General features: G+C 61.2%; 23 protein-coding genes. 17 read left to right on the forward strand and 6 right to left on the reverse strand.

What is annotated here, in order from left to right; genetic code table 11:
• Positions 1 to 6: 6 nt before the first annotated feature.
• The gene (locus tag BJ928_RS22625; protein ID WP_047630593.1) at positions 7 to 1,023 is read right to left on the reverse strand and encodes an MBL fold metallo-hydrolase; all 1,017 of its coding nucleotides are present in this window, start codon (positions 1,021 to 1,023) and stop codon (positions 7 to 9) included.
• A complete protein-coding gene (locus BJ928_RS22630) occupies positions 1,020 to 2,009 on the reverse strand; it encodes a hypothetical protein (protein ID WP_047630592.1) in 990 nt (329 codons plus the stop codon). Before BJ928_RS22630 ends, BJ928_RS22625 begins: the two co-directional genes overlap by 4 nt.
• 376 nt (positions 2,010 to 2,385) lie before the next feature.
• Between BJ928_RS22630 and ffh the strand changes: the two genes are divergently transcribed.
• The 6 genes from ffh to trmD all read left to right on the forward strand — a co-directional run bounded on the left by ffh (position 2,386) and on the right by trmD (position 6,721).
• Positions 2,386 to 3,960, forward strand: coding sequence for a signal recognition particle protein (gene ffh, locus BJ928_RS22635; protein WP_047630591.1), 1,575 nt, complete (start codon positions 2,386 to 2,388; stop codon positions 3,958 to 3,960).
• Complete coding sequence (locus BJ928_RS22640; RefSeq protein WP_047630590.1) at positions 3,957 to 4,448, forward strand: hypothetical protein; 492 nt, start codon at positions 3,957 to 3,959, stop codon at positions 4,446 to 4,448. The genes ffh and BJ928_RS22640 overlap by 4 nt, the downstream gene beginning before the upstream one ends.
• Before the next feature lie 14 nt (positions 4,449 to 4,462).
• Positions 4,463 to 4,765 carry a chorismate mutase gene (locus tag BJ928_RS22645; RefSeq protein ID WP_047630589.1) on the forward strand — a complete coding sequence of 101 codons (303 nt, stop codon included), beginning with the start codon at positions 4,463 to 4,465 and terminating at the stop codon, positions 4,763 to 4,765.
• Positions 4,766 to 4,892: 127 nt separating this feature from the next.
• On the forward strand, positions 4,893 to 5,252 hold the full coding sequence (gene rpsP / locus BJ928_RS22650) for a 30S ribosomal protein S16 (RefSeq protein WP_015341477.1): 360 nt from the start codon (positions 4,893 to 4,895) through the stop codon (positions 5,250 to 5,252).
• Between the two features lie 182 nt (positions 5,253 to 5,434).
• Positions 5,435 to 6,016 (forward strand): ribosome maturation factor RimM, encoded by a 582-nt coding sequence (gene rimM / locus BJ928_RS22655; protein ID WP_047630588.1) that lies wholly within the window; start codon positions 5,435 to 5,437, stop codon positions 6,014 to 6,016.
• Between the two features lie 24 nt (positions 6,017 to 6,040).
• On the forward strand, positions 6,041 to 6,721 hold the full coding sequence (gene trmD / locus BJ928_RS22660) for a tRNA (guanosine(37)-N1)-methyltransferase TrmD (RefSeq protein WP_047630587.1): 681 nt from the start codon (positions 6,041 to 6,043) through the stop codon (positions 6,719 to 6,721).
• Positions 6,722 to 7,165: 444 nt separating this feature from the next.
• On the opposite strand, the gene BJ928_RS22670 is transcribed toward trmD, so the two are convergent.
• Positions 7,166 to 7,570, reverse strand: coding sequence for a nuclear transport factor 2 family protein (locus BJ928_RS22670; protein WP_047630585.1), 405 nt, complete (start codon positions 7,568 to 7,570; stop codon positions 7,166 to 7,168).
• Positions 7,571 to 7,693: 123 nt separating this feature from the next.
• Between BJ928_RS22670 and BJ928_RS22675 the strand changes: the two genes are divergently transcribed.
• The 8 genes from BJ928_RS22675 (at position 7,694) to leuC (ending at position 14,118) form a co-directional block, all read left to right on the forward strand.
• On the forward strand, positions 7,694 to 8,596 hold the full coding sequence (locus BJ928_RS22675) for a LysR family transcriptional regulator (protein ID WP_047630584.1): 903 nt from the start codon (positions 7,694 to 7,696) through the stop codon (positions 8,594 to 8,596).
• A 348-nt stretch (positions 8,597 to 8,944) separates the two neighbouring features.
• Positions 8,945 to 9,505 carry a YcxB family protein gene (locus tag BJ928_RS22680; protein ID WP_047630583.1) on the forward strand — a complete coding sequence of 187 codons (561 nt, stop codon included), beginning with the start codon at positions 8,945 to 8,947 and terminating at the stop codon, positions 9,503 to 9,505.
• 304 nt (positions 9,506 to 9,809) lie between these two features.
• Positions 9,810 to 10,361, forward strand: coding sequence for a 50S ribosomal protein L19 (gene rplS, locus BJ928_RS22685; RefSeq protein WP_047630582.1), 552 nt, complete (start codon positions 9,810 to 9,812; stop codon positions 10,359 to 10,361).
• Positions 10,312 to 10,566, forward strand: a complete 255-nt coding sequence (locus BJ928_RS38870) for a hypothetical protein (protein WP_156151437.1) — start codon at positions 10,312 to 10,314, stop codon at positions 10,564 to 10,566. The genes rplS and BJ928_RS38870 overlap by 50 nt, the downstream gene beginning before the upstream one ends.
• Before the next feature lie 116 nt (positions 10,567 to 10,682).
• Entirely contained in the window at positions 10,683 to 11,480 is a 798-nt protein-coding gene (locus BJ928_RS22690; protein ID WP_047630581.1) for a basic amino acid ABC transporter substrate-binding protein, read from the forward strand.
• A gap of 34 nt (positions 11,481 to 11,514) precedes the next feature.
• On the forward strand, positions 11,515 to 12,393 hold the full coding sequence (locus tag BJ928_RS22695) for an amino acid ABC transporter permease (RefSeq protein ID WP_047630580.1): 879 nt from the start codon (positions 11,515 to 11,517) through the stop codon (positions 12,391 to 12,393).
• Positions 12,394 to 12,516: 123 nt separating this feature from the next.
• The gene (locus BJ928_RS39740) at positions 12,517 to 12,639 is read left to right on the forward strand and encodes a hypothetical protein (RefSeq protein WP_281024149.1); all 123 of its coding nucleotides are present in this window, start codon (positions 12,517 to 12,519) and stop codon (positions 12,637 to 12,639) included.
• 69 nt (positions 12,640 to 12,708) lie between these two features.
• Positions 12,709 to 14,118: a 3-isopropylmalate dehydratase large subunit gene (gene leuC / locus BJ928_RS22700; protein ID WP_047630579.1), complete on the forward strand. Its 1,410-nt coding sequence runs from the start codon at positions 12,709 to 12,711 to the stop codon at positions 14,116 to 14,118.
• A 74-nt stretch (positions 14,119 to 14,192) separates the two neighbouring features.
• Here the strand turns inward: leuC and BJ928_RS22705 are convergent, their stop codons facing one another.
• Complete coding sequence (locus tag BJ928_RS22705; protein WP_047630578.1) at positions 14,193 to 15,095, reverse strand: EamA family transporter; 903 nt, start codon at positions 15,093 to 15,095, stop codon at positions 14,193 to 14,195.
• An 82-nt stretch (positions 15,096 to 15,177) separates the two neighbouring features.
• Between BJ928_RS22705 and BJ928_RS22710 the strand changes: the two genes are divergently transcribed.
• Positions 15,178 to 15,669, forward strand: a complete 492-nt coding sequence (locus BJ928_RS22710; RefSeq protein ID WP_047630577.1) for a MarR family transcriptional regulator — start codon at positions 15,178 to 15,180, stop codon at positions 15,667 to 15,669.
• Here BJ928_RS22710 and BJ928_RS22715 read toward each other — a convergent pair.
• Entirely contained in the window at positions 15,643 to 16,569 is a 927-nt protein-coding gene (locus tag BJ928_RS22715; RefSeq protein ID WP_047630576.1) for a LysR family transcriptional regulator, read from the reverse strand. The two genes, BJ928_RS22710 and BJ928_RS22715, sit on opposite strands and share 27 nt — an antisense overlap.
• 176 nt (positions 16,570 to 16,745) lie before the next feature.
• Here BJ928_RS22715 and BJ928_RS22720 point away from each other — a divergent pair, with 176 nt between their 5' ends.
• Positions 16,746 to 18,158: an MFS transporter gene (locus tag BJ928_RS22720; protein ID WP_047630575.1), complete on the forward strand. Its 1,413-nt coding sequence runs from the start codon at positions 16,746 to 16,748 to the stop codon at positions 18,156 to 18,158.
• Positions 18,159 to 18,203: 45 nt separating this feature from the next.
• Here the strand turns inward: BJ928_RS22720 and BJ928_RS22725 are convergent, their stop codons facing one another.
• The gene (locus BJ928_RS22725; protein ID WP_047630574.1) at positions 18,204 to 19,100 is read right to left on the reverse strand and encodes a LysR family transcriptional regulator; all 897 of its coding nucleotides are present in this window, start codon (positions 19,098 to 19,100) and stop codon (positions 18,204 to 18,206) included.
• Positions 19,101 to 19,199: 99 nt separating this feature from the next.
• Here BJ928_RS22725 and BJ928_RS22730 point away from each other — a divergent pair, with 99 nt between their 5' ends.
• The gene (locus tag BJ928_RS22730) at positions 19,200 to 19,826 is read left to right on the forward strand and encodes an NADPH-dependent F420 reductase (protein WP_047630573.1); all 627 of its coding nucleotides are present in this window, start codon (positions 19,200 to 19,202) and stop codon (positions 19,824 to 19,826) included.
• Positions 19,827 to 19,842 lie beyond the last annotated feature (16 nt).

Below are 19,842 nucleotides of genomic sequence, written 5' to 3' on the forward strand. Positions count from 1 at the left end.
CGGCGTTCAGATAACCGGCACGTCGAAGACTTCGCCTGCCCTGAGCGGGCGAAAGCGATCCGGCTCCACGCCCTCTGCCTTCAGCGCCGCATCAAGCGCGTGGACGGGCTCGTCGATGCCTTCGTCCGTCAGCTGGAAGGTCGCGAAGTGATGCCCGGCGACGTAGGCGGCATTGCAGAGCTTCATGCCCTTCACCGCCTCTTCCGGATTCTGGTGCTGGCCCTTCATGAACCAGCGAGGCTCGTAGGCGCCGAAGGGCAGGATCGCGAGGCGGAAACCGCCATGCTTGCGAGCGGCCGCTTCATAATTGATGCCGCCGTGAAAGCCAGTGTCGCCGACATGATAGATCTTGCCCGCTGGCGTTGTCAGTACGAATGCCGCCCAGAGCGCCATGCGCCGGTCGCCCATGCCGCGCGCCGACCAGTGATGGCAGGGCTCGACATCGATGGTCACGCCGGCCCTGAACGCGATGCGGTCACCCCAGTCGACCAGGGTAATATCGGCGTCGGGAACAGCGCGGCGGATGATCGTGTCGTTGCCAAGCGGCGTGACGATGTCAGGCCGATGCGTCTGCTGTAGGCGCGCAAGTGTAGCGATGTCGAGGTGGTCGTAGTGATTATGCGTCACCAGCACGAGGTCAATATGCGGCAGATCCTCGAAGCGGATGCCGGGCGGCACCACGCGCTTCGGCCCCAGGGACCGGAAGGGGCTGACCCGTTCCGACCAGACCGGATCGGTCAGGATGTTCAGCCCGGCAATCTGCACCAGCATCGAGGCATGGCCAACCATCGTCACCCGCATCTGCTCGCCGAAGACATGCCGGTCAGGTCTCGCTGGAGGAAAGGCGCTGATGACGGGATTAGGCCAGCGCACCCGGCCGCCGCCGAGCTGCCAGCGCAGGAGATCGAAGGCGCCGCCCGGCTCGACGCCGCCGGGATTGAAAAAGCGTTGGCCGTCGAAGTGATCTGAAACCGGACCCTGATAATAGGGATTCTTCTTGGCCGAGCCGGATGTGCTGGTCATGCCTTGTCCGCCCCATCAGCATCCGTCACTTCGCCGGCTGGCAAGCCGGCCTTGGCGAACCATTCCGCGGCCTCTTGCACCGTCAATGTCCCTTCAAGCAAGACATTCGCCGGCATGGCGAAGAGCTGCGGCGTGAAAAAGCTTGTATCCCACAGCGCCGCGCCTTCGACGGCAGGCGAAAGCAGGATGATCTGCCGGCCATCGATACGGGAAATGGTCTCGACAGATGCCTCGCCGGAAATCTCGACAAGGCGTGGCGCATCCGGCTGCACCGTCTGATAACGCCACCACGGCTCGTCATTGCCCTCTTCGGCCACGGTCACGCAGCGCGCCATGTCGACGATGAACCGGTTGGGCGCGCGACCGCCGGGAAGCCGCTCGCCGAAGGCTGCCTGGATGAGCGTGAACAGATGAAAGCCGTTGACGATATTCTCATAGCGAAGGCGAAAGCCCTGGCGGCTCGGCAAATGCAGCACCAGCAGGTCGTCGCTGCGGCTTAGCAGCACCTGGCGGACCCAGGCAGCCCCCGGCGTATAATCCTGCAATTCCGCAAGCTGCGCCATCAGCGCCTTGTTGCCGGCAGCAAGTGCGCGCTCCCGCGGCATAGCGGAGAGATGCGAAACCGCCGACTGGCTGAGCAACTGGAAGGCATCGAGTAGCTGCCTTTGCCGCGGGCTCAGTTCCTTGCGGCCGGCAAAGCCGCGATGGATCTGCGGCAGCCATGCCAGATAAAGCTCCCACACGGCCGGACCGCTGCGCTCCACCGCGCCGCCCTTTTCGACGATGGTGCCGAGCATATTGGCGAGAACGGCCGCCCCCGGCGGCGGCAGGCGGCTGAGCTCACGCGCCGCTCGCGCTGCGATCTTCGGCTGCGTCTTGGCGCTGGCGTAGAAGGCTTGCGCCGCCTCGTTGAAACGGGTGTCGACCCGGCCGCCGGTGTAGGTACGACAGGCAGCAAGAAGATCGGTCAGGGCTGCATCATTCATTCGGAACGGTCTCGGGGAATCACTTGACGGCGGGGGATCGATACAACAATTGGAAGACGATGGTACGGTCAAAACGACATTGATCCAGCAATATCGCCAGTGCAATTGCGGCATTTCCGCCGCCTTGGGTTGACTTTACCGGCCTTTTCCTGTTTATCGCCCGCAATCTGCGACGAGCACAAGCCTCCGAGCCACCGACCGGGACCCATAAGGTATAAAGAGATCCCGGAGGTCAACACCCGACAGCGCGATGCGCCCTCGGGTGCTTTTTGGCTTTGCGTCTTGTTTTCGTCATGGAAAAGCACGACGTTTTCGGGCGAGGAACCGCGCAAATCACGCCAGGTCCAAATCCCGGACGATCGATAAGGAAGAACCGATGTTTGAAAACCTCCAGGACCGTCTTGGTTCCATTCTGAATGGACTGACAGGCCGCGGCGCGCTTTCGGAAGCTGATGTTTCCGCAGCCCTTCGCGAGGTTCGCCGCGCGCTTCTCGAAGCCGACGTGGCACTGGATGTCGTGCGCTCCTTTACCGATCGCGTCCGCGAAAAGGCTGTCGGCGCCGAAATCCTGAAGTCGATCAAGCCCGGCCAGATGGTCGTCAAGATCGTCCATGACGAGCTGATCGAGATGCTCGGCGGCGAAGGTGTGGGCATCGATCTCAATGCGCCGGCCCCGGTCGTCGTCATGATGGTCGGTCTGCAGGGCTCGGGTAAGACCACCACATCGGCCAAGATCGCCAACCGCCTGACGAGCCGCGACCGCAAGAAGGTCCTGATGGCCTCGCTCGACACGCGCCGTCCGGCCGCGCAGGAGCAGTTGCGCCAGCTCGGCGTGCAGACGGGCATCGACACTTTGCCTGTTATCGCTGGCCAGTCGCCAACCGATATTGCCGCACGCGCCGTGCAGGCCGCCAAGCTCGGCGGCCATGACGTCGTCATCCTCGACACCGCCGGCCGTACGCATATCGACGAGCCGCTCATGGTCGAGATGGCGGATATCAAAAAGAAGTCCAATCCGCACGAAATCCTGCTGGTCGCCGACAGCTTGACCGGTCAGGACGCCGTCAATCTCGCCCGCAACTTCGACGAACGTGTCGGCATTACCGGCCTCGTGCTGACCCGCATGGATGGCGACGGCCGCGGCGGTGCGGCCCTTTCGATGCGCGCCGTGACCGGCAAGCCGATCAAGCTGATCGGTGTCGGCGAAAAGATGGGCGAGCTGGAGGAATTCCATCCCCGCCGTATCGCCGACCGTATCCTCGGCATGGGCGACATCGTCTCGCTCGTCGAAAAGGCAGCCGAGAATATCGACGCCGAGAAGGCCGCCGCCATGGCCGCCAAGATGGCCAAGGGCAAGTTCGATCTGAACGACCTCGCCGACCAGCTCGGCCAGATGCAGAAGATGGGCGGCATGGGCGGCATCATGGGAATGATGCCCGGCATGGCCGGCATGAAGGACAAGATGGCCGCCGCCGGCCTCAACGACAAGCTTTTCGGCCGTCAGCTCGCCATCATCTCCTCGATGACCAAGGCAGAGCGCGCCAATCCGGATCTCCTCAAGCATTCCCGCAAGAAGCGCATCGCCGCCGGCTCCGGCACCGACGCCTCCGACATCAACAAGCTTCTGAAGATGCACCGCCAGATGGCTGATATGATGAAGATGATGGGCGGCAAGGGCAAAGGCGGCATGATGAAGCAGCTGATGGGCGGCCTTGCCGGCAAGATGGGCCTCGGCGGCGGCATGGGCGGCATGCCCGACCTGTCGAACATGGACCCCAAGCAGCTCGAAGCCCTGCAGAAGCAGGCCGAAGCCGCCGGCCTCGGCCGTCCCGGCGGCCTGCCGGGCCTCGGCGGCGGCGGTGGATTGCCGGGTCTCGGTGGCGCCAAGCTGCCAGGCCTCGGCGGTGGTTTCCCGGGGCTGCCCGGTTTGCCGAAAGGCGGAAAGAAATGAGGCTCCCTGTTATTCTGCTCAGCGCGATCTGTGCGGCTTCGGCCGCAGCTCCATTGAGCGTGTTCGCTGCCGGCAAGGAAAAGTCTGCCGTCAAGGTCGACCAGCGAACATTCGATTTCTGCAAGGCCAAGGGCGGTAGCTTCGTACAGATCAACGATTGCCTGCCGAAGGTACAGGTAGCATTCGTCGCCATGGATGCGATCGCGAAGGAATTCGGTCCCAAGGCTCAGCCATTGCTGGACAAATGCCTGGAGCTCAATGAAAAGGATGCCGTCGGGGCAGCTACCTGTTCGCTGGAGGCGATCAAGAACGCCGTGGAGCTGAAAGGCAAGCTGCCGGATGGCGCCGATCTGAATGACGAGCTTTTCAACGCCATCGCGGACGAAGCTAAGTTCAAGTCCGTAAAGGCCGCCGAAACCAAGGCCCAGGAACTCTTCCCGGAGATCCGCATATGGGGCGGCAACTTCTATCAACCGTATAAGCTATAGGATCGTTGACCCCCATGATTGATCCAGACGTAAAGGCCCAATTGGGCAACTATCGCCAGTCGATCGACAATATCGATGCCGCACTGGTGCACATGCTGGCCGAGCGCTTCCGCTGCACGAAGGAAGTGGGCGTGCTGAAGGCCAAGTACGAACTGCCGCCGGCCGACCCGGCGCGCGAAGAATACCAGATCGAACGTCTGCGCCGCCTGGCAAAGGACGCCAATCTGGACCCGGATTTCGCCGAGAAGTTCCTGAACTTCGTCATCAAGGAAGTCATCCGGCATCATGAACAGATCGCTGCCGATCTCAAGGGGTAACCCCCGGCCGCATGATCCCGAAAGACGCAGGGCGTTTTAGACAGGGATCAGGCGGGCAAGAGAAAAGCAGCGCGACGTAACCATACCGCACAACGAAGCGGTCAAGTAAAGCCTAAGGAGAATTAACATGGCACTGAAAATTCGTCTCGCCCGCGGTGGCTCCAAGAAGCGCCCGTACTACCACGTTGTCGTAGCCGACGCTCGCTCGCCGCGCGACGGCCGTTTCCTGGAAACCCTCGGCTCCTGGAACCCGATGCTTGCCAAGGACGACGCCAAGCGCGTTGAACTCAAGGCCGAGCGCATCAAGCATTGGCTCGACCACGGCGCGCAGCCGACCGACCGCGTTCTGCGCTTCCTCAACGAAGCCGGCATCGCAACGCGCGAAGCCAAGAACAACCCGGAAAAGGCAAAGCCGGGCAAGAAGGCTCAGGAGCGCGCTGCCGAAAAGGCACAGAAGGCTGCTGACGCCGCTGCTGCTTCCGAGTAATCGGACCTCGCATTGATCGAAAGCGGGCGGCATGGCGACATGCCGCCCGTTTTTTGTTTCCCATCGGCTGGCGTTCAGCCTATGAGAGAACGCAACGACAGCGCCGCTCGTCACATGTGACGCGCAAGGGGCGCTGTAGCACTTTAGATCTGCTGCATATTCCGGCAATCGGCGAAGAGACCATGACGACACTGCAAAACCCGGTATTGATGGCCACCATCGGCGCGGCACAGGGCCTCAGGGGCGAGGTGCGCGCTCGCGCCTATACATCGGACCCGACCGCACTCGGCGACTACGGCCACCTGCACAGCATGGACGGCCGCAGCTTCGAAGTTCTGGAAATCCGCGAAGCCAAGAACGTCGTTATCGTGCGCTTCCGCGGCGTCAACGACCGCAATGCCGCCGAAGCATTGAACGGGCTGGAACTCTATGTCGAACGCGATAACCTGCCGGACGACGAACTCGACGACGACGAGTTTTTCTATACCGATCTCGAAGGGCTGGAAGCCGTAGACGATGAGGGCACGGGCTACGGCACGGTCAGCGGCATCTATGATTTCGGCGCCGGCGATCTTCTCGAACTGAAGGGACCGGGCAAGCGTCCCGTGCTGATCCCTTTTTCCGAAGCAGCCGTGCTCGAAATCGATCTCGAAGGCGGCAAGATTTTAATCGACCCGCTGGCCGCCGGCCTGATCGACGACCCCGACGACCTGATCGGCAAGCCCGCCAAGCCGGAAAAACCGCAAGACAAGCCGAAGAAGTGACCCTCATTGGGAAGTGACCACGCCATGAGTTTCCGGGCGACCATCCTGACGCTTTACCCCGAGATGTTTCCCGGCCATCTCGGCACGTCACTTGCCGGCAAGGCGATGGAACGCGGGCAATGGTCGTTGGACACAGTGCAGATCCGCGATTTCGCCACCGACAAGCACCGCACCGTCGACGATACACCGGCCGGCGGCGGCGCTGGCATGGTGCTGAAGCCCGATGTACTCGCCCGCGCCATCGATCACGCCAGCGAAAACGACAGCCGCCCGCGCCTGCTGATGAGCCCGCGCGGCAAGCCGCTGACGCAGAAGCGTGTGCGCGAACTTGCCGATGGTGACGGCGTCATCATCGTCTGCGGCCGCTTCGAGGGCGTCGACCAGCGCGTCATCGACGGCCGCGACCTCGAGGAGGTCTCGATCGGCGATTATATCCTCTCGGGCGGCGAGCCGGCCGCCCTCATTCTGCTCGACGCCATCGTCCGCATCCTGCCGGGCGTCATGGGCAACGACCTCTCCGGCCTGCACGAGAGCTTCGAAGGCGGCATGCTGGAACATCCGCACTATACCCGCCCGCAGATCTGGGAAGACCGCGAAATCCCTCCGATCTTGACGTCCGGCAACCATGCTGCCATCGCCAAATGGCAGCGTGAGCAGGCTGAACAGCTGACGCGAGAGCGCCGGCCGGATCTGCTGGACAAATAGCCGAAATTTGCGATGTCAGCCGTTCAATGAAGACCAGGTGACTAGAGCGTGATGCCGAAAGCGTAAGCGGTTTTCGGGCGACATCACGCTCTACCTATTTGATTGTAGAGCGGATTCAGATTTTAGGTCGAACAGACCTAAAATCATTCGGCTCTAACCGACGACCTCGATTGGCATAGTGAACGTAAACTTCGTTTCACCGTCATCCGACGTAAACCCGGCTCCTCGAACCGGTACGCGCATCGGACAGCCGATTGCCCTGCCGCCTTCCACTTTTGCGCGAAAATACCCTTCCCACATAAGTCGTTGCGGCCTTATCACGCCATCGACGTCAACCTGGCCGACTGTGCCGTCCTGAATATACGCTGCGTGGTACATGCCGATCCCGCGCCAGTCCGATTTGCTCGGTCTTGTGACGGCGGCATATCTTCCCCAGCCTGTTGCTCAATGCCCGAGGGCGTCGGCGTGACGATGGATCATTTTCCAACCCTCATCGCTCTTCTTGAACACTTCGGTCACCCGGAGGTTGAATTGCATTGTCTCCGTCTTTCCAACGAGTTTTGCTTCAACCCTCTGCACGCCTGACCAGAATGCCAGACCGTCGCACGCCGACAATTGCGCGATATCGAACTGGCTTTCTCCTTGCCCAAATTGCGCGGCATCGATGCTGAAAGACGCGGTGGCTCTTGCCAAGTCCAGTTCCTGCCCGCCCTTCGGACCAAAGAAGGAAAAAGGCGGGGTATTGGTCGTGATCTCAAGCACCGGACCCGCATCGCCATTGACGAACGCCACGGCGATATCATTGCGCAATGCCATAAACTTTTGAAAAGATTGAAGATCGTTGCTCATCTTGACTCCAAATTGATCTAATTGCGGAGAGCCGAGTGTCGGTGGCCATGCCTGAACGCATTATCAGTTTGGCTATTCAAAAAGTCTAAGTAATAGTTATTCTTGTTACTAGAAGGATTGGTTATGGAAATCAGGCAGCTGGAATATCTGATAGCCGTGGTGGAAGAGGCCAATTTCACCCGCGCTGCTGAACGTCTGTTCGTCACCCAGCCGGGCGTCAGCGCGCAAATCCGCCAACTCGAAGCCGAATTCGGCCAGCCGCTTCTTGATCGTTCTGCACGCAAGGTTCGCCTGTCTCAGGTAGGTGAAGCGGTGCTACCGCATCTCAGACGAGCCATTGCAGCACTTGCCGATGCGCGCGAGGCTGCGGATGCCCTCACCGGTCTGATACGCGGCAGCGTTGCGATCGGAATGCCAAATTCTTATGAAGGCATCGATATATCCGGTTGGCTCGCTGATTTTCACCGCAGCCACCCCAACATCGAAATCACCTTGAAGGAGGGAAACTCCGACGACCTGATTCATGCGTTACACAATGGCCAATTGGATATCGCCCTGCTGGGCCTGAGCGGCCCATCACCGAGGGGGCTCTCGACCCAGATTGTCGAAAGCGAAACGCTTGTCGCCGTTGTCGCACACGATCATCCGCTTGCCAGTCGGGATGGGATCGAGCTTGGCGACTTGCAGCAATTTGACATTATCAGCCCGCCTCGTGGCAGCGGTACGCGAGCGGCACTTGACGAAGCATGTCATGCCAAGGCCGTCGATCTGCGGATCGCTTTTGAAGTCAGCAATTTCAGCATGCTCGCCAGGCTTACGGCGCGCGGGCTGGGCGTTGCCTTCCTTCCAGCCTCATATGTCAAGATGCGCGCGGAGGAACTGCATGCATTGACGATTTCGGATTCAACGTCTTTCGCACGGATCGAGCTTGCCTGGAGGGAAGCGGCTTCGACCAGCCCGGCGGCGGCTGAGCTGATCCGGAATGCTTCCACATATTTCGCAAGCGCGATAAGCCCGGATAGATAGCTGTTTCCTTGGACTCTCCTGAAGAGAGACCGCATTCAAGGTTCAAGACCGACCACCTCTCCCGCTTGAGGCTTGCGGACCTATACGCTTTTTAAAATTCCGCTCTATTTTCCCCTACAGTCTTAACGCGAGCCGTTCGCGTACGGATTGTCGTGCATATCCTTGCTCGATCCAGGTCGATAGGCGGCGACGTGTCAACCGAGGGGGAGATGACATCGAAGTTGCACAATCCGGTCTCGCGACCGATCCCAGCCGACTTCGTCGCGATCGCCCTATCGGCTCCCACCACCGCGCCAGCGGCATCTCAAAATGCAAGGCTGTCGGACGCATCGCGATTGAGGAGGCTTCATGTCTGAACCCAGGCAAGACGACCAGCAGCGGACAGAACTCGTTTATGAGCTGACGCCCCAGGATCTGCTTCATGCTCTTCGTCTGCATTTTCGGCAGCACATCAGGAGCAGAGCAGCCATCATTCGTCTTGTCGTGCTGTGGGCGCTGGCGGTGATCGTCTTTGGGCTTATCTTTGCGAGCACCACAGATATCAACGACGCTATCGCCTCCACCCTGTTCTTTGCGGTTATCGTGCTCTTCGCGATCTTCGTCATCCCCTTTCTGATGGTCTACGTGTTAGGCTGGAGATCGGCCCGAAGAGCCTATCGCGAACAAAAGACGCTGCATAAGCCAGCCCATCTCTCATGGAGCGAAGACGGCGTGCATTTCAAAAGCGATTTTGGCGAGGCACGTCTGCAATGGAGCGATTTTCTGATGGCCCGTCAGGATCGGCATTGCATCATGCTCTATGAGTCCAGCCGCCTCTATAGGCTCATACCGACGCGTATTTTCACGGACGATCAGCTCAGCGAACTGCAAAGCTGCGTCCGCAAGGTCGAAAACTATCGAAGCTTTTGAAGCTGCGCCACCCCGGCTAGGGAGCGCAAGCTCCGAGCCACCGCCGGTGGGCCGAAATCACCTTCAATGTCGGCCAAACCGGCAATAAACGCCACATAATTCGGCCGCAAGGGGTGACAAAGGCGTGACAATAGGATATGTGCGCGCCCGGCATGGGAAATTTCCCATCAACCACCAAAGAAAAGCAGACGTATCCGCCCCTGCCGTAACAGGCATATATCCGAGGCGAGACCTTGAAGGTCCGACCAGGGATAGAGATCGTTCAGGGCGCTCTGGCTGTTGAAGCAACAACGAGGTTGATACTATGAACATCATTCAGCAGTTGGAAGCCGAACAGGCTGCCAAGATCGAAGCCAAGCGCACGCTTCCCGAATTTTCCGCCGGCGACACCGTTCGCGTCAACGTGAAGGTCACGGAAGGCAACCGTACCCGCGTTCAGGCCTATGAAGGCGTTTGCATCGCTCGCTCCGGCGGCGGTCTGCAGGAAAACTTCACGGTTCGCAAGATCTCCTACGGCGAAGGCGTCGAGCGCGTATTCCCGGTTTACTCCCCGATGATCGAAAGCGTCGACGTCGTTCGTCGCGGTAAGGTCCGTCGCGCCAAGCTCTACTACCTCCGCGACCTGCGCGGTAAGGCTGCCCGTATCGTTGAGAACACCGGCACCCGCGCCCGCAAGCTCAACGATGCCGAGCGCCAGGCTCTGGCCGACGAAAAGGCACGCATCGAAGCCGAGAAGGTTGCAGCCGCTCAGGCTCTCGCAGCCGAGAAGGCAGCAGCCGAAGCCGCCGAAGCAAAGGCAGCCGCCGATGCTGCAGCAGCAGCAGCAGCTGCTGCAGCCGAGCCGGCAGCAGAATAAGCTTCGATCCCTACGGATCGCGACGATTGAAGGCGGCCTTCGGGTCGCCTTTTTTACTGCCCGGCCTCGCGCCGTCGGAAAGAAATTTTCTCTGCCGACTACCCGCTTAGAGTTGCTTTTCTATTTTTATGATCGCAGCCATGGCAATGATCTTGCCATGGGCTTTCTAAATATGACAGTTTTCCGCCACTCTGGCGTCGGATGATTTCAGGTCGAATCGAGCTGAAATCTGAATCCGCGCCGGAATCAAATAGGGAGAGCATGATGTCGTCCGAAAGCCGCTGACGCTTTTGGCATCATGCTTTAATCGGGGAGATTTCCATGGCATTGCGCCGTTCGTTCCTTCTGGGCCTGAGCGCCCTCGTGCTTGCACCTTTCGCTTCCTTCGCCGCCGACCTTCCGAACCTCAATGGCAAGACCGTCGTCGTCGTCACAGAGAATGCCTATCCGCCGCTGCAGTTCATCGATCCGAAGACGAACAAGGCGATCGGCTGGGAATATGACGCGATGAACGAGATCGCCAAGCGCCTGAACTTCAAGGTCGAGTACCAGAACACCAGCTGGGACGCGATGATCCAGGCTGTTTCCGAAGGTCAGTACAACATCGGCATGACCGGCATCACCATCAAGGACGACCGCAAGCAGAAGGTCGATTTCTCCGACCCCTACATGCGCTCCGAACAGTTCATGCTGGTGCGCGGCGACGAGAAGCGGTTCACCGATGCCAAGAGCTTCGCTGCCGTCAAGGACGCCCTGATCGGCGCGCAGCCGGGCACGACCCCCTTCTACACCGCCGTCTACTCGGTTCTCGACGGCAACGAGCAGAACCCGCGCATCAAGACCTTCGAGACCTTCGGCGCCACCGTGCAGGCACTGAAAACCGGCGATGTCGATATGGTGCTGACCGACGGCACGGCCGGCAAGGGCTATGTCGATGCCTCCAACGGCGGCCTGAAGCTCGTCGGCGGCCCGCTCGGCTCCGAGGATTTCGGCTTCATCTTCCAGAAGGGCTCCGATCTCGTCGCCCCCGTCAATGCCGCCATCGCCAGCCTCAAGGCCGACGGCACTTTCGAGGCGCTGAACAAGAAGTGGTTCCTCGACTACAAGATGGGCCAATGAACCCTGCAGATCGACATAGTGGAAGCCCGCTCTGATGGCACCTTTGGCAGGCCCGGGCGGGCACCGCGGCAAGGATGACTTTCCCTGGTGGTTGGTTGCCCTTGCCATCCTTGGCGTCGTCGCCTCCGTCGCTATCGCGGCAAACGGCCTCTACGCCCAGATCTTCTCCCTTCTACTGAACGGCATCGGCGTCACGGTCTTCGTGACGCTGGTGGCGTTTACGCTTGCCATGCTGTTCGGCCTTGGGCTTGCGCTACTCGGCTTGTCGGATTTCCTGGTGCTCAGGCAGGTCGCGCGTTTCTATATCGAGATCGTGCGCGGCATCCCGATGCTGGTGCTGCTGTCCTACGTCGCCTTCGTCGGCACGCCGGCCTTTGTGGCGGTCTATAATGTCATCGTCTCACCGTTGATCTCCGCGGGCTGGATGAGCGCGCTCGTCACCCGCGACGTGCCCTTCGTCTGGCGCACGATCATCGCGCTGACCATCGGCTACTCGTCCTTCATCGCCGAGATCTTCCGCGCCGGCATCCAGGCGGTCGACCAGGGCCAGATCGAAGCGGCAAAGGCGCTCGGCCTCAGCCGCTTCCAGCGCTTCCGCCTCGTCGTCTTCCCGCAGGCGATCCGGGTCATCCTGCCGCCGCTGTCCAACGATTTCATCGCGATGGTCAAAGACAGTTCGCTGGTGTCCGTCCTCGGGGTTGCCGATATCAGCCAGCTCGCCAAGCTCTATTATTCGGCCAATTTCCGCTACTTCGAAACGCTGTCGATCCTCGCCTTCATCTACCTGCTTTTGACAATCGGCCTGTCGCTGCTGCTCAGGCAGCTCGAGGCCTGGATGCGCCGACGCTCGGGCAGCGATCGCTCCGCCTTTCCCCGCTTGGCGGCGGGCCAGCCGCCGGGTGCGCAAGTGTGATCGAGACATGAGTATCGGTTCGTGCGGCCCACTGCATGATTAAAAGCGCAACTGCGCCGACCGTACCGATACACCCCATCGTCGGCATTGCCGAAGGTTTTGAAAATTGATATGAGCATGGCCATGACTAGGATCATGAGCAAAGACGGGCGTTACGTCACGGCTTTCGTGCTGCAGGACCACAAGCGCCTGCCGGCACGTTTCTTTGCGATGATTTCGGGCGCGCTCAACAGCCGACTTCGCTGATCACACCCGAGGCCGGCGGTCCTGATCCGTCACCCCCATCTTCGACACCGCCAATATGGATCTGTAGCCATGAGCGCTCCACGCACACTGTATGATAAAATCTGGGATGACCATCTGGTCGACGCCCAGGACGACGGCACCTGTCTTCTCTATATCGACCGCCACCTCGTTCATGAGGTGACCTCGCCGCAGGCCTTCGAAGGCCTGCGCATGAGCGGTCGCAAGGTTCACGCGCCGCAGAAGACGCTTGCGGTCGTCGACCATAACGTCCCGACCTCGACCGATCGCCACCTCGGCATCAAGAACGAGGAAAGCCGCATCCAGGTCGAACAGCTCGCCAAGAATGCGGCTGAATTCGGCGTGGAGTATTACTCCGAGAGCGACAAGCGTCAGGGCATCGTTCACATCATCGGCCCCGAGCAAGGCTTCACCCTGCCCGGCATGACCATCGTCTGCGGCGACAGCCACACCTCGACCCACGGCGCCTTCGGTTCTCTGGCGCACGGTATCGGCACGTCCGAGGTCGAGCATGTGCTCGCCACGCAGACGCTGATCCAGAAGAAGGCCAAGAACATGCTGGTGCAGGTCGACGGCCAGCTGCCGCCGGGCGTCACCGCTAAGGACATCATCCTCGCCATCATCGGCGAAATCGGCACCGCCGGCGGCACCGGCTACGTCATCGAATACGCAGGCGAAGCCATTCGCTCGCTGTCGATGGAAGGCCGCATGACCATCTGCAACATGTCGATCGAAGGCGGCGCCCGCGCCGGCCTGATCGCTCCGGATGAGATCACCTTCGAATATATCAAGGGCAAGCCGCGCTCGCCGAAGGGTGAAGCGCTGGAACAGGCGATCGCCTACTGGAAGACCCTGACGTCGGACGAAGGCGCGCACTACGACCGCGTCGTCAAGCTCGACGCCGCAAGCCTGCCGCCCATCGTTTCCTGGGGTTCCTCGCCGGAGGACGTCGTCTCCATCCAGGGTATCGTTCCCAACCCGGACGACATTCAGGACGAGACGAAGCGCACCTCCAAGTGGCGCGCCCTCGACTATATGGGCCTGAAGCCGGGCACGCCGATGACCGAGATCAACATCGACCGCGTCTTCATCGGCTCCTGCACCAACGGCCGCATCGAAGACCTGCGCGCCGTTGCCAAGGTCGTCGAAGGCAAGACCGTCGCTTCCACGGTCGACGCCATGATCGTTCCCGGCTCCGGCCTGGTGAAGGAACAGGCAGAAGCAGAAGGCCTCGACAAGATCTTCAAGGCTGCCGGCTTCGACTGGCGCGAGCCGGGCTGTTCCATGTGCCTCGCCATGAACGACGACCGCCTGAAGCCGGGCGAGCGCTGCGCTTCGACCTCGAACCGCAACTTCGAAGGCCGCCAGGGCTTCAAGGGCCGCACGCATCTGGTTTCGCCGGCCATGGCCGCAGCCGCCGCGATCGCCGGCCACTTCGTCGATATCCGCGAGTGGAACTGATCCGCTCGGAAAGCTTGAATGACAAAGGGCGGCTCGATGGCCGCCCTTTTTGCTTATGGATGTGAACTCGCCCCCTATTGCTTCGATACGGCCGGCTGGCTTCCGGCTGTTGCGGAGCTTTCCGTCGCAGGCGCCTGCTGCGCCCGCTGGCTGAGCCAAACGCTACCCAGCACGATGACGATGCCGAACATCTGCATCGCATTCAGTTGTTGGCCGAGTACGGCCCAACCGAGGATCACGGCCGTCGTCGGGCTGAGGAAGCCGAGCGGAGAGACGACCGAAGGCTCGAGCCGCGACAGACCGCGGAACCAAAGGATATAGGTGAGCGCCGCGCCGATCAGTCCGAGATAGGTAAAGCCGAGAATGTTGGCGCCGGTCAGATGCGGCAGCGGCGGCTCGAGCAGCAGCGCCACCGGCAACAATAGCAAGCCGCCTGCCGTCAGCTGCCATGCCGTGAAGGTCAGCGGCGAGACATCGGGCCGCCAGCGGCGACTGAGCACGGTTCCCGCCGCCATGGAGAAGGCCCCGGCAATGCCGGCGACAATGCCGACCGGGTCGAGCGTCGCATTCGGCGTCAGGATAAGCAGCGCGACGCCGCCGATACCGGCGATGGCCGCCACGATCGAAAGGCTGCGGATCGGCGATCCCAGCAGCAATCGCGCCAGCACGATGACGATCAGCGGCTGGACGGCACCGACGGTCGCGGCAACGCCGCCGGGCAGCCGATAGGCCGAAATGAACAGCAGCCACCAGAAGATGGAAAAGTTCAGCGCGCCGAGAACCAGCGACTTCAGCCACCAGACGCCATGCGGCAGCCGGCGCACGATGGCAAGCAGCAGCAGCCCGGCAGGCAGGGCCCGCAGCATGGCGACCGTAAGAGGGTAGCCGGCCGGTAGCAGCTGCGTCGTCACCAGATAGGTGCTGCCCCATATCGCCGGCGCGATGGCGGTCAGCAGCAGGTCGAAATTGCGATTCATGGGTCTGGCCTCGATTTTATCTTGACCTCAAGATAAACTGAAATACCTTGACGTCAAGATAAAATCGTGGCGAGATGCAGGCATGGATCGCATCGACAGAATTCTTGAGCAATGGCGCCGCGAACGGCCTGACCTCGACACCACGGCCATGGGTCTCCTCGGGCGTATGCGCAATCTCACCCTTCATCTCTCGCGCGAAATGGAGAAGACCTTCGGCCGCTTCAACCTGAACTCGGCGAACTTCGACATGCTGGCGACCCTGCGCCGCTCGGGCGAACCCTATACCCTCTCCCCCAGCGACCTGATGGAAACGATGATGGTGTCATCGGGTACGATGACCAATCGCATCGATCAGCTGGAGAGAGCCGGCCTCGTCGCTCGCAGCCAGAACCCGAAAGACGGCCGCGGCTTCCTGATCTCTCTGACTCCAAAGGGTTTCGACCTGATCGACGCAGCGGTGACGGCGCATGTCGAAACGCAGACACGTTTGATTTCAACCCTTTCGGAAGGCGAACGAAAGGGTCTTGACCGTCTGCTACGCAATTATTTAGCCGACTTCGAATCTCGCGGCTGAACCTGCACGCCGCTCCGCACAGACGTCGCGAATACAGCCGCGCAGCCAGCGATGTGCCGGATCGGCATCGAGCCTGGGATGCCAGAGCAGCGAGATCGTCACATTGGAGGTCGGCACCGGCAGGACGAAACTATGCATGTCGGTTCGCAGGTTGCCGGTATAGCGCTCCGGCACGCTGACGATCAGGTCGGAGGCGCGCGCCAGGGCCAGCGCCGCCGAAAAACTGCCGACGATGGTTGCGATCTGCCGCTTCAGGCCCAGCCCCTCCAGCAACTCGTCGATCTGCCCTTTCTGAAGACCGCGCCGTGAAACCAGAATGTGTTGGCCGGCGGCATAGCGCTCCGGCGTCATCGCCCCATCGCTCAGCGGATGCCCGTTTCGGACGACGCCGACGAAGCGATCATGAAACAGCGCCTGGGCTCGCAACTCCGGGCCGGTATCGTCCCCCACAACTCCGGTCTCGAAATCGATCGTGCCTTCGCGTAACGGCGTGCTGTCCTTGTCCAGTTTCTGCGTGAAATAGAGGCGAACGCCAGGCGCCTGCTCGGCGATGCGCGCGATCAGTTGGGCGCCGAAATTCTCCACGAAGCCCTCGCGGGTGCGCAACGTGAAAATCCGAATAAGCTGCTTCAAATCCAGGGCCTCGGCGGGCCGCAAGGCCGCTTCCGCCTCCTCCACCAGTTGGCCGACGCGCTCGCGCAATTCCAGGGCGCGCGGTGTCGGCACAAGCCCGCGCCCGGCTCTCACCAGCAGCGGATCGCCGGTCGTCTCCCGCAGACGCGCCAGCGCCCGGCTCATGGCGGAAGGGCTCAATCGCAATCGCCGGGCTGCGCGGGCGACGCTGCCTTCCGCGAGCAGGACATTGAGGGTGACGAGCAGATTCAGATCGGGCGTGGGCATGATGCGATCATAGCATGGTTTTGCCGATATATGGCGTCAAACGCACGAATGAAGTGCAAATGCTGCGCGTTCCGCCACATCTGCCAAACCGCTAGCGTCTGCGGGATTTTCAGATCTTGTCAGAATCGGAGCTCATATTGAAACCAATCCCTGAAAAGCCCGGCGAAGCCGCGCACATGCAGACAGCCACCTCCGCGCGCTGGGCGCTCGCCAGCCTCTCACTATCGATGCTGATGCCGTCGCTCGACACCAGCATCGCCAATGTCGGTCTGCCGACGCTTGCGCAAGCCTTCGGCGCCTCCTTCCAGCAGGTGCAATGGATCGTGCTTGCCTATCTGCTTTCCATCACCACGCTGATCGTCAGCGTCGGTCGGCTGGGCGATATTTTTGGCCGGCGTCGCCTGCTGCTGACCGGAATAGCCCTCTTTACCCTCGCCTCGCTGTTCTGCGGCTTAGCGCCGACGCTGCCGCTGCTGATTGCCGCCAGAGCCCTGCAGGGCCTTGGTGCCGCCATGATGATGGCGCTGACCGTCGCCATGGTTGGCGAAGCCGTGCCGAAGGAAAGGACCGGCAGCGCCATGGGCCTGCTGGGCACCATGTCCGCGATCGGCACCACCCTCGGACCATCGCTCGGGGGCATCCTGATCGCCAGCCTCGGCTGGGAAACCATTTTCCTGGTCAACGTTCCCCTTGGGATCGTGAATTTCCTGCTCGCCGCTCGCTTCCTGCCGGCGGATCGTCAGGATCGGAACGCAGCCCGGGGCCGCCTGGATGGGATCGGCACTCTGCTGCTGGCCCTGACGCTGGCCGCCTATGCGCTGGCGATGACCATGGGACATGGAAGCTTCGGCGTGGTGAATATCGGCCTGCTGCTGGCGGCGGCCTTCGGCATTGCCCTGTTTGTATTCGCCGAGACGAAGGTGAAGTCGCCGCTGCTGCACCTTTCGATGTTCCGCAATCGCAAGCTCAGCATGGGCCTTGCCATGAGCACCCTCGTTTCCACGGTGATCATGGCGACGCTGGTGGTCGGCCCGTTCTATCTTTCTCTCGCCCTTGGTTTCGATGCCGCCCATGTTGGCGCCATCATGTCCGCTGGCCCGCTGGTGTCGGCGCTGACCGGCGTGCCGGCCGGCCACATCGTCGATCGATTCGGCGCACATCGCATGAGCATGGTAGGTCTTGTCGGCATGATCGTCGGCCTGTCGCTGATAGCGGCGTTGCAGGGGAGGTTCGGCGCCGCCGGCTATATCGGACCGCTCGTCATCACCACGGCGAATTACGCTCTGTTCCAGGCGTCCAACAACACCTCGATCATGAAGGGTATTCGCGCGGAGCAGCGCGGCGTGATTTCCGGCATGTTGAGCCTGTCGCGAAATCTCGGCCTGGTCACCGGTGCATCCGTCATGGGCGCGATCTTTGCGCTCGCATCGGGGACGACCGACATGATAACGGCGCGCCCTGAAGCCGTCGGAACCGGAATGCAGATCACCTACGTCGTGGGCGCCCTTCTGATCGTCGCAACGCTCGCCGTCGCATTGACGGGCCAAGCCTTTGCAAAGCGCACCGTCCTATCGGAGGAGACACCATGAGACCCGAACAGACACAGGATGGCGGCCGACGGGTCCGCCATCCCCTCAGGCAGATCCACGGCCGCCGAATTCGGATGAAACGAAATCGAGGAAACTCCGGAGCTTCGGCGTGATGCGCCGATCGGGCGCGTGGAGGATGTGAAGCGAGCGCACCGGCACTCTGTATTCGGGCAGGATGGAAACCAGCGATCCGGTTTCGAGACCGGATCTAACGAGTTCGTACGGCTGCAGGATGATGCCGAGCCCGGCAAGCGCCGCCTGCAGCAGTGCCTCGCCGCTGTCGATCATCAGCCGGCCGGAAATGGGAATATTCACGCTTCCCTCCGGCCCCTCGAAGTCCCAATATCTCCGCAACATGGTATGCGAGAAGATGAGGCAGTCATGCCCCTTGAGATCATCCGGCTTCGAAGGCAGGCCACGGGAGCGAAGATAGCTTGGCGCTGCGCAGATCACCAGTCGGTAGGGGTCCAGGCGCCGGGCAATCAGGCCGCTGTCGACAAGTTCGCCGACGCGAAAGACCGCGTCGTAGCCTTCATCGATCAAATCGACCAAGCGGTTCGAAAGCGACAGCTCTATCGAAACCTCCGGATGAGCGCCGAGATACTTTGAAAGCTTCGGCGTGAGCGCATGAATTCCGAAGGAGACGGGAGCGTTGACCTTCAGCTTTCCGCGGGGGACCGCGCGCGTTTCCGCCGCCAATGCCTCGGCGGATTCGACCTCGGCCAGAATGTTGCGGCAGCGCTCGTAGAACTGGCTTCCGACTTCCGTGAGATGCTGCCTGCGCGTGGTGCGGTTGAGAAGCCGGATGCCGAGGTGCTGCTCGAGGAACTGCACATGCTTGCCCACCAGCTGGGGTGACATGTTCAGCGCATCGGCGGCCGCACTGAACGAGCCGAACTCGACGGCTTTGACGAAGATGCTCATGCTCGACAAGCGATCCATTAGAAACAATCCATTTCCAGTGTTGATCTTATGAGCCCATTTATCCCGATATCAGGATAATCGTATCTATTCCTCATCCGCAACAAGGAGTGAACGGACATGACGATTGCTGTGATTGGCACCGGAAATATGGGTGCGGGCCTGGCGCGAATGCTGGCAGAAGCAGGCTCTGACGTGGTGATTGGTCATCATGATCCCGCAAAGGCTGCGGCCCTCGCCGCGGAATTGGGAGCGAACGTGGAAGCAGGAGGCGTAGCCGCCGCCGTCAAGCTTGCGGATATCGTGATCCTGGCTCTGCCCTATGGAGCAGTGGCCGACGTGCTGAAGGAAGCCGGCGACCTCAAAGGCAAGGTTCTTGTCGACATCAGCAATCCGGTCACGCCGGACTTCCGTGGCCTCGTCGTCGGGCACTCGACTTCGGCGGCCGAGGAGATCCAGGCTCTAGCGCCGGGGGCAAAGGTGGTGAAGGCCTTCAACACCATCTTCGCGCAGTTGCTGCCGGTCGAGGCGCGCAAGGGCAAGGCGCTGCAGGTTTTCATTGCGAGCGACGACGAAAGGGCCAAGGATGCCGTTTCCCGTCTCGCCGCATCCGCCGGCTTCGAGCCGGTCGATGCCGGTCCGCTTGCCAACGCCCGCTTCATCGAGCCCATCGGCGAGATGAACATTCATTTCGGCTTCTTCCTCGGCAAAGGCCCCTCGGTGGCGCCCGCCTGGGTTCAGATCTGAACGCAGTCGACACCGC

Source organism: Rhizobium sp. WW_1, from assembly GCF_003610155.1.
Taxonomy (GTDB): Bacteria; Pseudomonadota; Alphaproteobacteria; order Rhizobiales; family Rhizobiaceae; genus Rhizobium; species Rhizobium tropici_A.

What these genes read in the sequence shown, in the direction of transcription:
- leuC (WP_047630579.1), top strand. Translation starts at nt 12,709, where the DNA reads ATGAGCGCTCCACGCACACTGTATGATAAAATCTGGGATGACCATCTG.
- BJ928_RS39740 (WP_281024149.1), top strand. Translation starts at nt 12,517, where the DNA reads ATGACTAGGATCATGAGCAAAGACGGGCGTTACGTCACGGCTTTCGTG.
- BJ928_RS22625 (WP_047630593.1), bottom strand. Translation starts at nt 1,023, where the DNA reads ATGACCAGCACATCCGGCTCGGCCAAGAAGAATCCCTATTATCAGGGT.
- BJ928_RS22710 (WP_047630577.1), top strand. Translation starts at nt 15,178, where the DNA reads ATGGATCGCATCGACAGAATTCTTGAGCAATGGCGCCGCGAACGGCCT.
- BJ928_RS22680 (WP_047630583.1), top strand. Translation starts at nt 8,945, where the DNA reads ATGTCTGAACCCAGGCAAGACGACCAGCAGCGGACAGAACTCGTTTAT.
- trmD (WP_047630587.1), top strand. Translation starts at nt 6,041, where the DNA reads ATGAGTTTCCGGGCGACCATCCTGACGCTTTACCCCGAGATGTTTCCC.
- BJ928_RS22645 (WP_047630589.1), top strand. Translation starts at nt 4,463, where the DNA reads ATGATTGATCCAGACGTAAAGGCCCAATTGGGCAACTATCGCCAGTCG.
- BJ928_RS22695 (WP_047630580.1), top strand. Translation starts at nt 11,515, where the DNA reads ATGGCACCTTTGGCAGGCCCGGGCGGGCACCGCGGCAAGGATGACTTT.
- BJ928_RS22730 (WP_047630573.1), top strand. Translation starts at nt 19,200, where the DNA reads ATGACGATTGCTGTGATTGGCACCGGAAATATGGGTGCGGGCCTGGCG.
- BJ928_RS22630 (WP_047630592.1), bottom strand. Translation starts at nt 2,009, where the DNA reads ATGAATGATGCAGCCCTGACCGATCTTCTTGCTGCCTGTCGTACCTAC.
- BJ928_RS22690 (WP_047630581.1), top strand. Translation starts at nt 10,683, where the DNA reads ATGGCATTGCGCCGTTCGTTCCTTCTGGGCCTGAGCGCCCTCGTGCTT.
- BJ928_RS22675 (WP_047630584.1), top strand. Translation starts at nt 7,694, where the DNA reads ATGGAAATCAGGCAGCTGGAATATCTGATAGCCGTGGTGGAAGAGGCC.
- BJ928_RS38870 (WP_156151437.1), top strand. Translation starts at nt 10,312, where the DNA reads ATGCTGCAGCAGCAGCAGCAGCTGCTGCAGCCGAGCCGGCAGCAGAAT.
- rplS (WP_047630582.1), top strand. Translation starts at nt 9,810, where the DNA reads ATGAACATCATTCAGCAGTTGGAAGCCGAACAGGCTGCCAAGATCGAA.
- ffh (WP_047630591.1), top strand. Translation starts at nt 2,386, where the DNA reads ATGTTTGAAAACCTCCAGGACCGTCTTGGTTCCATTCTGAATGGACTG.
- rimM (WP_047630588.1), top strand. Translation starts at nt 5,435, where the DNA reads ATGACGACACTGCAAAACCCGGTATTGATGGCCACCATCGGCGCGGCA.
- BJ928_RS22670 (WP_047630585.1), bottom strand. Translation starts at nt 7,570, where the DNA reads ATGAGCAACGATCTTCAATCTTTTCAAAAGTTTATGGCATTGCGCAAT.
- BJ928_RS22720 (WP_047630575.1), top strand. Translation starts at nt 16,746, where the DNA reads ATGCAGACAGCCACCTCCGCGCGCTGGGCGCTCGCCAGCCTCTCACTA.
- BJ928_RS22640 (WP_047630590.1), top strand. Translation starts at nt 3,957, where the DNA reads ATGAGGCTCCCTGTTATTCTGCTCAGCGCGATCTGTGCGGCTTCGGCC.
- BJ928_RS22725 (WP_047630574.1), bottom strand. Translation starts at nt 19,100, where the DNA reads ATGGATCGCTTGTCGAGCATGAGCATCTTCGTCAAAGCCGTCGAGTTC.
- BJ928_RS22705 (WP_047630578.1), bottom strand. Translation starts at nt 15,095, where the DNA reads ATGAATCGCAATTTCGACCTGCTGCTGACCGCCATCGCGCCGGCGATA.
- rpsP (WP_015341477.1), top strand. Translation starts at nt 4,893, where the DNA reads ATGGCACTGAAAATTCGTCTCGCCCGCGGTGGCTCCAAGAAGCGCCCG.
- BJ928_RS22715 (WP_047630576.1), bottom strand. Translation starts at nt 16,569, where the DNA reads ATGCCCACGCCCGATCTGAATCTGCTCGTCACCCTCAATGTCCTGCTC.